The sequence below is a fragment of the Pseudomonas sp. CCI4.2 genome, from assembly GCF_034350045.1.
Taxonomy (GTDB): Bacteria; Pseudomonadota; Gammaproteobacteria; order Pseudomonadales; family Pseudomonadaceae; genus Aquipseudomonas.
Map to the genome: position 1 here is coordinate 1,438,752 of NZ_CP133781.1, position 11,777 is coordinate 1,450,528.

Sequence of the window (11,777 nt, forward strand, 5' to 3'; positions counted from 1 at the left end):
CCTTTCCTTGCAGCACCGCCTGCACACCGTGGAGACCTACCGATGTTCGTTCGTCAATGGCCAGCAATCCTGCTGACGCTGATCGTTTCATGCTGCCTCGGCGGCTGTGGCGGCAACTACAAATTCAGCGACGACACTTATCGTCCCCTCGGTGACCCTCAGGTGGTTAACCGCGGCAAATGACTGCAAGGAGCACAACATGCAATTGATTTTGGAAATAGTGAACACCGAACACGCTGCGCCTTCGCAGCAATTGCGCTGTGTGTTTGAGCCCAGGGGCGGCGCGATTGGCCGTCAGGCGTTCTCCGATTGGGTGATCGTCGACCCCAGCAGCCAAGTATCTCGCGAACACGCGCATATCAGCTTTAACGGCAGCCACTTTTTCCTGCGCGATATCAGCACCAATGGTGTACGCCTGAAAGCCACCGGTGAGCGCGTGGTGAAAGACACCACTGTGCGCATCGACCACGGTGCCATGTACGTGATTGGACCCTTCGACATTCGGGCACAGGTGATACGCAAAAGTGCTGAGTCCAATTCGCTGATCATTCCGGAGGATGTCAATTTCGGCCAGTTGCCCATGGCTGCTGTAGAACAACCGTCCGCCTTGCACACGCCGGCTCTCGAACCGCAACAGTGCGCGGATTACGCGCCAATCCAGCGTGAGCACTTGATCGTGCCGACGCTGGTGCCGCCGACGCCAGAGCCCGAAGCGATCCCTGAACCCACTCCGTTACCCGATCCAAACGAGGCCTTCTGGCAGCGTTTAGCCCAAGCGCTCGGCCTGAACGTGGATAACCTCGACCAAGCTAGTCGCGAAGCGTTGGCGGTGGAAACGGCCCGCCTGTTTAAGCTCAGCATCGACAATTTGCAGCAAAGCCTGCGCACGCGCACGGAGTTGAAAAACGAACTGCGCCTGGCACTGACCACTGGACAGTACACGCGGCAAAACCCGATCAAACACGCGGCCACCGCCAGCGATGCAGTGAAAGGGCTGCTGCTTGACCCGCAATCACGCGCGCATGCCGAGCGTTCGATCAATCGCTCGTTCAATGACTTGCAAGCCCACCAAGTGGCCATGCTCAGCGCCAGCCGCGCCGCCTTGCGCAGCACCTTGGAGCACTTCTCACCGCCACACTTGGCGTTGCGCCTTGAGCGCGACGGGCACCGGCCTTTGTTCTCCACCGACGGCGGTTTGTGGCGTGCTTATGGGCGTTATCACCAGGCGCTTGGCCAAGACGATGACTGGAGCGAACGCCTGTTGGCCCGCGACTTCGCCCAAGCCTATGAAGAACAGGTTCGTCTAGTCGACAGCCTTCACACCGACCCTCAAGGATGACGCACATGTCCTGCTCTCACGTTTCTCGTTTCAAAGCCCTTTCAGTTCTTGCGGCCCTGTTGCTGTTGGCCGGTTGTTCGACGCTGTCACCGTATTCCACGCTGACCAAGCTGGATTTGACGCTGACCGCCAGTGACCAGCTCAACCCGGACTTGAATGGGCGCCCCTCTCCGATTGTCGTGCGCTTGATCGAGCTGAAAAATCCCGTGGCCTTCGAAAACGCAGACTTCTTCAGCCTGTACGAACGCCCGAAAGAAACCCTGACCCCGGACCTGGTGACCAGCGAAGAGCTTGAATTACGACCCGGCGAAAGCCTCGACCTCAAGCTCAGCGTCGACAGCGGCAGCCGTTACGTCGGCGTTCTCGCTGCCTACCGCGACCTGCCAGAAACCAAGTGGCGCTACGTGGTTCAACTGACGCCTACCGAACGCACCCACGCAACCTTGCGCCTGGACCAAGCGGGCATCCATAACGCCTTAGCCTCATTCAACACAGCAGGAGACTGACCTTGAACGCTCATAAAGTCATTTGGCGGGAAGGCATGCTCCTGCGCCCGCAACACTTCCAACACAATGACCGCTATTACGATTACCAAATGAAGACCCGCACGCAGTTGTTAGGCCGCTACATGTGGGGTTTTTTAGATCTGGGGATTGAGGCGGATCCATTAAAACAAGGCAAGGTTGTTGTCAGTCGGGCCACCGGAATTTTGCCTGACGGCAGCCTGTTCAATCTGGAGGGCCGCGTCGAGCCGTTGATGATCCAGGTGCCACCCAATGTTGGCAGAACACCGGTTTACCTGGCGCTGCCCCTAGTGACCGGCAATCACATCGAAGCCCGGGCGGACGAAGACAAAGACGTACTGGCGCGTTACTCCATATACGACGCCCCTATTTCCAATTCGAATGCCGGGGAGGGCATTGCCAGCCAAGTGCAATGCGGCCGCCCGGATTTCCGCTTGCTGGTCGGTGAGCAGCAAAGCGACCAGATTTTTGTGAAACTCAAACTGTGTGAAGTTCTGGATTGCACGGCGGACGGGGGCGTAACGCTTAACGGTGATTTCGCGCCGACGGTCCTTCACGCGAAGGCCTCGACTTACCTGACGGGCTGCCTCAACGAAGCCATCGCTCTGGTGGATACCCGTTGTGCCGCATTGGCCGAACGGCTCAGCGCCAGCGGCAAAGCGGGTGGTTCCGAAGTCGGCGACTTCATGCTGATGCAAATGATGAACCGCACGCAGCTGATATTGCAGCATTACGAAAAACTGCAACACGTTCACCCGGAGGAGCTCTACCGCACGCTGCTGGCGGTGGTGGGCGAGTTATCGACGTTTGCCGGTACGGATAGACGCACGCCGAAGACGCTCCGCTATGTGCACAGCGATCTAAGCCAAAGCTTTGAAGCGCTGACTAACGTTTTCAAACATTTGATGACCATGGTGTTGGAAGAGCATGCGACGCCGCTTCCGCTCATGCCACACGAGTATGGAATTCAGGTGGCCATGGTGGCCGATCACGCGCATTTCGACACGTCTTCCTTTGTGCTGGTGGCGAGTGCGTATTGCAGCGCGGAAGAACTGCGTAATCGTTTGCCTGCACAACTAAAGGTTGGCTCGGTGGAAACCATCCGCAACATGGTCAATTTGCACCTGCCGGGTATAAAAATCAGACCGCTGCCCGTCGCCCCCCGACAGCTCGCGTTCCACGCTAACAAAGCCTATTTCATTGTTGACTTGACGACCGAGGAACTGACCCAGCTTAGACGATCCGGCGGCTTTGCATTCCATGTGTCGAGCGAGATTCCAGACCTTGAGTTGAATTTTTGGGCGATCAAGAAATGAGCGATATAAGTGAAGGGATGGCCACGGATGTAACCAATATGTTTGACGGGAGCAACGCTCCCCTTGGTTCCAACCCAGTAACAGGCATGCCTAGTTCGGTACAGACCGCAGACTTGGATGCACAACAAAAACAATCCGCACAAAATCTGGATATCAACACTTACAGTGCCAATATCAATCCGCTGATTGCAGCAGCAGCTCCTCTGCTAGCTGCAATATCGACGTTCACGCGCGAAGGTGGCAAGGCGAACTTCGACCAACTCAATAGAACGCTGTTGGAAAACCTCCAGGCGTACCAGTCACGAGCGTTAAAGCTGGGTGCCGAAAGCCATTTGACCAATGAAGCCTCATACGTTCTGTGTACTTTCGTTGATGAAGCCGTACTGCAAACTGACGCAGGAAAAGATAGCAGTTGGTCCACTCAGACCCTTTTGTTTGAGCAGCATCAGCAAACCTCTGGCGGCGAAAAATTTTTCGAGATACTAACCAGCCACAACCGCAACCCAGTCAAGCACCTGCACCTGCTTGAGCTGATGTACTTATGTCTAGCGTTAGGGTTCCGAGGTAAGTACGGCGTCAATACGCAGGAAAAGGCTGAGTTGGAGGACACCCGCGACGGCCTTTATCGAACCATTCGCCACCTGCGCGGCGACGTTCCGCGAGAGTTATCGCCGCATTGGCACGGCCTCAAGGATAAGCGCCGCAACCTGGTACGCATCGTTCCTTGGTGGTTGGTGGCGTTGTTTACCTTGATGTGTCTGGCCGTCATGTATTCCGGGTTCGCCTGGGTGTTAAGTGAGCAGCGCGAGACCGTTCTTGAACCTTACCGTCAGCTTGATGCGGCAGTGATCCAACTGCCGTTGCAGGACAGGAATGCACGATGAAAATTTTCTTTAAAAAACTGGCAGCCTTCCTCGGTAAAACCTGGGTGTGGACGCTATTGCTGGTGCTGCTGGCTGCCCTCGCGATTTGGTTTCTGGGGCCGCTGCTCGCGGTAGACGATTACAAATTCTGGGAAGATTCAAGCCATCGCTTGCTGAGTATCAGTGTGTTGTTTCTGGCGTGGGGTTTGTTCGTTGTTTTTAGTGGTTGGCTAAGCACCCGCCGCAAAAATCAGGCGCAAGAAAGCGACGATGGTAAAGCCCGCCTCGACCTTGCACAGGAAATAGAGAGTGAAGAAAAGCGCCGGCGCAAGCTGTTCAAAAAAGCGCTTAGAACTCTCAAAACTGCGAGCCTGTACCGCGGGCGTAGTGAGCGCTGGCGTTCCGAATTGCCTTGGTACCTGCTGATCGGGCCAGAGCAGAGCGGCAAAAGCAGCTTGCTGAAGCGCTCAGGTTTAGAATTTCCCCTTAATGATATTGACGACAAAGCTAAGCAAGAGCCCACGTTTTATGAGTGGTACTTCGGCGAACACGGTGTCCTGATCGACACCGGGGGAGCTGCGTTAACGTCTGAAAGCAGCGTCGATAAAAGCACTTGGAAAAGTCTGCTCGGCCTGTTGCGTGCCAGAAGACGCAACCGGCCACTCAACGGCATTGTGATAACAATCCCTGCCCAATTATTGATCATCGGTGACCACCAGACGCCGAATAACCGCAACGCCATTGCCAGTTCAATTCGTGAGCGGCTAAAGGATATCCGCCAGCAGCTAAAGGTCGACTTGCCGGTGTATCTGATACTCAGCAAAACTGACGACATTGATGGTTTTGGGGTGTTTTTCGATCAACTGACGAAGCACGAAAGCGATCAAGTGCTAGGCGCGACCTTCGCCGATGATCAAAACGGCAATGACCGGCAAGTGCTGCGTGGGGAGTTTGAGGCCTTGCTGAAGCGCCTCAACAGCCAAGTAATCACCCGTATGCATCAAGAGCGTACGGCAGAAAGAAGCGCAGTCATTCTCGATTTTCCCCATGCGTTGGGAGTGCTTGGTCCAGCCCTGTGCGACTTCGTACACGAAGCCCTGGGCGGCAATCGCTACCAGCGTGCCAGCCGACTTCGCGGGTTCTATCTGACCAGCGCCACTCAGCCGCTTAAAACCCCTGACGGCAAAGAAAAAAACACTACACCACAGTCGTTATTTACCGGGTCGGCCCGATTCATCAACCATTTGTTCAGCCGGGTAATCTTCCCCGAAGCCGAACTTGCCGGGCTCAACAAACGCGAGCGCCGCCGTATCCATTGGGGTCAACGTGCGCTGTACGTGACCTCATTCGCAGCACTGGGGCTGTTCGGCCTGCTCTGGGCCCTCGGTTTCTCCGCTAACCACGGTCGCCTGGAACAACTGCGCGAGTTCGCACAAAACCTCACCAAACAACACGTCGAATTGGCGCCGCAAGACGACGCCATGGCGGCGCTTCAGGTGTTGGATACCGGTTACGCTGCCAGCCGTGTATTCCCGGCCCTGAGCGACGTGCAACTGCACGAACGCAGCGGGCTGTATCAAGGTGAGCTCAGCCACCCGGTGTTGGATGACGCTTACCAACGCGAACTGCAAAAACAACTGCTGCCCCGCGTAGCCCGGACCCTCGAAGCGCAAGTGCGCGCCAACATGAACGACCGCGAGCGACTCTTAGGCAGCCTGCGTGCATACCTGATGCTCAACCTTACCGAGCGCCGCGATTCGACGTGGCTCAAAGACTGGGTCGCCACCGATTGGTCGATGCGCTACATGGGCAACACCTCGGTGCAAAACAGCCTGGGCGAGCACTTCAGTCGCCTGCTTGCCCACGGATTTACTTACCCGCTCAACGACGCCTTAGTGGCCCAGGCACGTCAGGTGTTACAGGCCGAGTCTCAAGCCGCTGTGGTTTATCGGTCACTGCGTGAACAAGCCAAGAGCTTGCCGGATTACCGTGTCAGCCAGCACTTGGGTCCGCAGGGCGCAGTATTTCGCGGCACCGACTACCTGATTCCGGGCTTCTACACCCAACGCGGTTATCAACAGTTCTTCACCACCCAAGGTGCAAGTCTGGTGAACGATATCCTGCGTGATAACTGGGTGCTGGGTGAAAGTGCGGGCATCAGCGGCATGGACCTGCGCCGTTTGATGGTCGAATTGGAGCAGCTGTATTTCCGCGACTACGCCAACCATTGGGGCGAAGCCATTGGCCAGATCAGCCTGCAACCCTTCGGCAGCGCGGGTGAGGGCGCGAGCCAACTGGCTGGGCTGATTGCCGCCAATTCGCCTCTACTGCAACTGCTGGTCGAAGTGCGTGATAACACCCGTTTCCCTGATCTCACTGAAGGTGTCGAGCAACTGGCCGATGCGGCCGGTGATGCGGGCGGCAAACTCGGCGCACTGGGCAAAGTCGCCGCTGCGGCAGCCGGCCAGGCACAAGGCGCACTCGCCAAGAGCCTGCCAGACACGGCGAAGAAATCCATGCAACGCCGTTTCGAACCGTTGCATCAACTGCTGGACGCCAACAACGGCCCGGCACCGGAACTGATGCCGACACTACAAGCGCTTAACGATTTGCAACTGCAAGTCGCCACGCTGGCGCGCTCCAGCCAGCCGGACCAAGCGGCCTACGAAATGGCCAAGCTGCGCATGAACGGCCAGCGTGATGCGCTGAACAGTTTGCGCGGAGCAACCAGCCGCTTGCCGCGCCCTATCAGTGGTTGGCTAGACGTGTTGGCCGAAGACACCTGGATGCTTGTCCTCAGCGATGCCTATCAATACCTGAATCAGCGTTATCAGAGCGAACTTCACGAGTTCTATAGCAAAGCCCTGCACCAGCGTTACCCTTTCAACGCCCACAGCACCAGCGACGTTGCCATCAGCGACTTCCGCGAGTTCTTCAAAGCGCAGGGTGTTGCCGACCGCTTCTTCGACAACTACATGCGGCCCTTCGTCAGCGGCACACCGGGCAACTACCGGTTGCGCAGCATCGACGGCCGCAGCCTGCCCATGTCGCGGTTATACCTGGCGCAAATGGGCCATGTGCAAGTCATCCGCCAAAGCTTCTTCGCCCATGACCCGAACGAACCACAGGTGCAATTCAAGCTTGAGCCCTACACCCTGGACCCGACCGTGAGCCGCGCCGAATTCCGTTTCGGCAACCAACAGCTCGAATACCGCCACGGCCCCATCGTGCCGATGTCCTTCACCTGGCCCACCGATGCCGAAGACGGGCGCACGAGCCTGGTGCTGGAAAAAATGGTCGGACGTCCCATTGGCATCGAGAAAAACACCGGGCCATGGTCGTTGTTCCGTCTGCTCGACTTGATGCAGACCGAGTACCTGAAAGGCCGCGACGTGATGGTTCTCAAAGCCGATGTCGGTGGCCTGCGCGCTAACTACCTGTTGCTCGCCCAGCGCTCACCTAACCCGTTCGATGTGGCTGCCCTGCGCAGCTTCCGTCTGCCGGCGCAGCTCTGATGAATCAGCTGAAGCCCTGGCGCAGCGTGGCCCGCACCCATGCTGGCAAGGTTCGGACGCGCAACGAAGACGCTTTTCTTGACTGTCCACAGCTCGGGTTGTGGGTGGTCGCCGATGGCATGGGCGGTCATCAGTGCGGCGACATCGCCAGCCAATTGATCGTCACCCACCTCGCCGATCTGCCCCAAGCGGGCAGCTTCGACGAGCGGATGATTGCTATGCGCCAGTGCCTGCACTGGCTTAACCGGCGCATGAGCCAAGAATTGACCATCAACCCGGAGCACAAAGACAAGATCATGGGCAGCACGGTCGTCGCGCTGCTCATCGAAGGTAAGCGCGGTGCGTGCGTCTGGGCGGGCGACAGCCGATGTTACCTGCTGCGCGACAACCACCTGCATCAACTGACCCGCGACCATTCGCTGTTTGAGCAACTGATCAATGAACAGAAGATGAGCCCAGAAAAAGCACGCCTGCAACCCAATTCCCAGTCCCTGACCCGCGCCATCGGTGCCAGTGATCAGCTCCAGTTGGAAATAGTGGAATTGGAGGTGCAACCGGACGACGTATTTTTGCTCTGCAGCGACGGTTTTTATGAGGGCCTCAACAACGAGGTGCTGCTTAGAACCTTGGACCTTGAGTCAATGCACACCCTGTTCACTGACGTATTAGGTGGCACCGCCCGGGATAATTTGACTGCCATAGTGATTAGCCAATGACCGACGCCTTGCCACCTTTACCCGGCGTGCTGGCTGGCCGTTATCGCATCGAGCGTTTGCTGGGTGCGGGTGGCATGGGCTTGGTGTATCGGGCGCGAGATTTGTTGCATGAGCAGTTCGATACGGCGGGCGGCGATATTGCGGTGAAAATCCTCGGCGACGCATTCGCTGAAACACCGGACGCGAATGCGCTGCTTTATCGCGAGTTCGCCTTGACTCGGCACCTGCGTCACCCCGGCGTCATTCAAGTGTTCGATTTTGAGACCGACTCGGCCTGTCAGCGTGCCTTCATCACGATGGAATTGATGCATGGCTTGCCGCTCGACCGGTTGCTCTGCGAGCGGCCGCTTGGCGTGCCTTGGATAGAACTGCGGGATATCGCTATCGAGTTGCTGGACGCACTGGCCCACGCCCATGACCGAGGCGTGTTGCACGGCGACCTCAAGCCCAGCAACGTCATGCTCACCGAAGACCGTGTGCGCCTGTTTGATTTCGGTCTCGGGCAGACGCTGGATAACGTGCTGCCAGGGCTGCCGCAACTGAGCCGCGAAAACTTCAAGGCCTGGACACCCACTTACGCCGCGCCGGAGCTGCTCGAAGGCGGACCGTTGTCCATGAGCGCCGATGTCTATGCCGTGGCGTGTGTCCTGTTTGAAATGGCCAGCGGCAAGCATCCCTATCAACGACTGAACGCATTAGAGGCCCGTGACAAAAAACTAAATCGCCACCTGAAAAAACCCAAATACCTCCCCAAAATTTGCTGGCCAGCGCTGCAAACTGCCTTAGCGTTCAAACCCAAAAACCGCAAGATTGACGCAGCGGCGTTGCGCGACAGTTTCAAAGCCGCTCCACCCGCACAATCCTGGTTTTGGTTTTAGGAAAACCACCAAACACCTGTGAAGCTTCAGCCAACACATAACTTGTTGAATTACATCTATTAACTGTAGGAGCGCTTGCCCGCGATTGATCGCGAAGCGGTCCCAATAGACTGACTCGATTCAACTGCAAAAACCGAATTACCTGATTTACGACTGCTTCGCAGCCGATCGCGGGCAAGCGCACTCCTACACTGCCAATCCGCCGAAAAACAGGACTAACACCAAAACTCGGCCCGACAGGCATGCCGTTCAACCGCCTGTAGATACCAACTTGTTGGCGAGAGGGTTATGTGTCGAACCAGGTTAGCCGCTTTGCCAATAACCCCCCATCACCCTCAAAAACCGCCGCGTTCACACCGGCGGTTTTTTATTAATCGATGTTTAGGACATTTCCCAAGGTGGATGCGGACACGTCCTACATACGACGGCGGTCGACCTGAGCAAGCATGTGCGCCAATGAATTCTTGGCTTACACAATGAGGGTCGTACATGCCGATTCTAAACACTCAGAAAAAATTCACCCTGACCGTCGCCCAGCAAACAACGCGGTACGACCTGCAGGTGTTCGAATTCTCCGGAAAGGAATCCCTCAACCAGCCCTACTGTTTTGAGATTGACGTGGTCATCGACTGCCATTTCCTGGACCTGGACGATTACCTGCATAAATCCGCTTATTTGTGTTTCGACGATGGGCAGGATTATGGCGTTCATGGGGTGATTCACGAGTTCGTGCAAGGCGAGACGCGCCTGAACATGACCCATTACCACCTCAAGTTAATGCCCACCCTTTTTTACCTGAGCCACCGAACTAACCAGCGCATCTTTCAACACCTGACGGTGAAGGAGATCATCGCCGAGGTTTTGAAAGAACACGGCATTCTGACTGACCGTTATCGCCTCGAGGTCGTGGGGGCGTTCGAGCCACGGGAATACTGCACCCAATACAAAGAGTCGGACTTACAGTTCATCCAGCGCTTGTGCGAAGAAGAGGGTATCCACTTTCACTTCGAACACAGCCAAAACCACCACACCGTGGTGTTCTCGGACACCAATAAAGGCTTCAAGCACTTCCCGACCCCCATCACCTTTGCCCCGGACAACGGCCTCAACCCCGAAACCGTGGCGGTGAAGTCGTTCAGTGTCGGGGTGCAGAGCAAACCGTCGCGGGTCACCCGGCGTCAGTACGACTTCGTTACCTCCAACGAGTCCATGGATGTGGCCTTCAAAGGTTATGACCCTGAAACCTGGACCCGCTTTCAGGTGCTGGAAGATTTCGACTACCCCGCGCCCTTTACCAGCCAAGAACACAATCGTTGGCTGGCGATCAAGGCCCTTGAACGCTTGCAGGTCGACGCCCGTCTGGCGCGAGGCACCAGCGACCAACCGATGCTGCTCAGCGGGCACGTGTTCACCCTCGAAGACCATTTGGTGGCGGACTGGAACGCCGCCTGGCTGTTGCTGGACATCAAGCACCGGGGCCGACAACCGCAGGTGATGGAAGCCTTTCGCAGCCAAGCCCCCGCAGCGGCTGCCGATGGCTTTACTCAGGGCTACCGCAATACGTTTACGGCCATCCCCGAGCGCGTGACGTTTCGCCCGGCCCTTGAACACCCTAAACCCTTGGTCCTGGTCAGCCAGACCGCCACCGTCACCGGCCCCCAGGGCGAAGAGATTTACTGCGACGAATATGGCCGGGTGAAAGTTCGCTTGCGCTGGGACCGCTCCGGATCGGCCAACGAGCAGAGCAGCCGCTGGGTCCGGGTTGCCAGCAGTTGGGCCGGCAAAGGCTACGGCAGCCAGATCATTCCGCGGGTCGGCATGGAAGTGCAGATCAGCTACGACGAAGGAGACCCCGACTCACCCATCGTCACCGGTTGCTTGTTCAACACCGTCAATACCGTGCCCAGCCCACTGCCGGCCAACAAAACCCAAAGCGTGTTCAAGACGCTCTCCTACCCCGGTGGTGGTGGCAGCAATGTGCTGGAGATTGAGGACCGCAAAGGCCGAGAGCGCATTTTCCTGCAAGCCCAGCGCGACTTCATGACCCACGCCCTCAACGACCACACCATTGAGGTCGACAACGAACAGCGCACTCACGTCAAAGCCAACGCCTACCGCGAATTTCACGCCGAAGAACACCACACCACCCACGGGCTGCGCAAAACCCAGCTCAACGCCGATGACTCGCTGAGCGTCGCGGGCAGCATCAATACCCAGGCGGGCACGACCTTTGTGGTTCGAGCAGGACAAAGCGCTCAAGTACAAGCGGGGGCGCAGGTGGTGATCGACGCCGGCGCCCAGCTCACGCTCAGCTGTGGTGGCCAGCATTTGGTGCTGACGCCCGCCGGCATCTTCAGCAGCAGCCTGATTGTACTCGGCGGCGTGCCCATCCCCGGAACCCCGCCCGCGATTCACCCCCCGCAACTGCCCGGCGAAAGCGAACCGCAAGCGGCAGGGCGCTTGATGACGCTGCCGCTGTCGTTGCCCGAATTTGCCTGGGAACACGAGCCAGAACCGGTGGAGGTGCTGCCGGAGCCGGTGGTGTGTGAGAACTGCCTGCTCCGCGCCCGAAACCAAGCCCAAGGCACAGTGGGTCGCACGCTCCCATCCGCCGTCTGATCCACTC

9 protein-coding genes are annotated in these 11,777 nt (G+C 57.5%); all 9 read left to right on the top strand.

Going from position 1 to position 11,777, the window contains the following annotated elements:
• Nucleotides 1–42 precede the first annotated feature (42 nt).
• Nucleotides 43–183, top strand: coding sequence for a type VI secretion protein (locus tag RHM65_RS06345; RefSeq protein ID WP_322184503.1), 141 nt, complete (start codon nucleotides 43–45; stop codon nucleotides 181–183).
• A gap of 16 nt (nucleotides 184–199) precedes the next feature.
• Complete coding sequence (gene tagH, locus RHM65_RS06350) at nucleotides 200–1,339, top strand: type VI secretion system-associated FHA domain protein TagH (protein WP_322184504.1); 1,140 nt, start codon at nucleotides 200–202, stop codon at nucleotides 1,337–1,339.
• Between the two features lie 5 nt (nucleotides 1,340–1,344).
• The gene (gene tssJ, locus RHM65_RS06355) at nucleotides 1,345–1,845 is read left to right on the top strand and encodes a type VI secretion system lipoprotein TssJ (RefSeq protein ID WP_322166787.1); all 501 of its coding nucleotides are present in this window, start codon (nucleotides 1,345–1,347) and stop codon (nucleotides 1,843–1,845) included.
• A 2-nt stretch (nucleotides 1,846–1,847) separates the two neighbouring features.
• Entirely contained in the window at nucleotides 1,848–3,179 is a 1,332-nt protein-coding gene (tssK, locus tag RHM65_RS06360; protein WP_322184505.1) for a type VI secretion system baseplate subunit TssK, read from the top strand.
• Entirely contained in the window at nucleotides 3,176–4,063 is an 888-nt protein-coding gene (gene icmH / locus RHM65_RS06365; RefSeq protein ID WP_416195099.1) for a type IVB secretion system protein IcmH/DotU, read from the top strand. The genes tssK and icmH overlap by 4 nt, the downstream gene beginning before the upstream one ends.
• Nucleotides 4,060–7,557 (top strand): type VI secretion system membrane subunit TssM, encoded by a 3,498-nt coding sequence (gene tssM, locus RHM65_RS06370; RefSeq protein ID WP_322184507.1) that lies wholly within the window; start codon nucleotides 4,060–4,062, stop codon nucleotides 7,555–7,557. Before icmH ends, tssM begins: the two co-directional genes overlap by 4 nt.
• On the top strand, nucleotides 7,557–8,273 hold the full coding sequence (locus tag RHM65_RS06375) for a PP2C family serine/threonine-protein phosphatase (protein ID WP_322184508.1): 717 nt from the start codon (nucleotides 7,557–7,559) through the stop codon (nucleotides 8,271–8,273). The genes tssM and RHM65_RS06375 overlap by 1 nt, the downstream gene beginning before the upstream one ends.
• Nucleotides 8,270–9,151, top strand: coding sequence for a serine/threonine-protein kinase (locus RHM65_RS06380; RefSeq protein ID WP_322184509.1), 882 nt, complete (start codon nucleotides 8,270–8,272; stop codon nucleotides 9,149–9,151). The genes RHM65_RS06375 and RHM65_RS06380 overlap by 4 nt, the downstream gene beginning before the upstream one ends.
• A 489-nt stretch (nucleotides 9,152–9,640) precedes the next feature.
• Complete coding sequence (gene tssI / locus RHM65_RS06385; RefSeq protein WP_322184510.1) at nucleotides 9,641–11,770, top strand: type VI secretion system tip protein TssI/VgrG; 2,130 nt, start codon at nucleotides 9,641–9,643, stop codon at nucleotides 11,768–11,770.
• The last annotated feature ends 7 nt before the right edge of the window (nucleotides 11,771–11,777 follow it).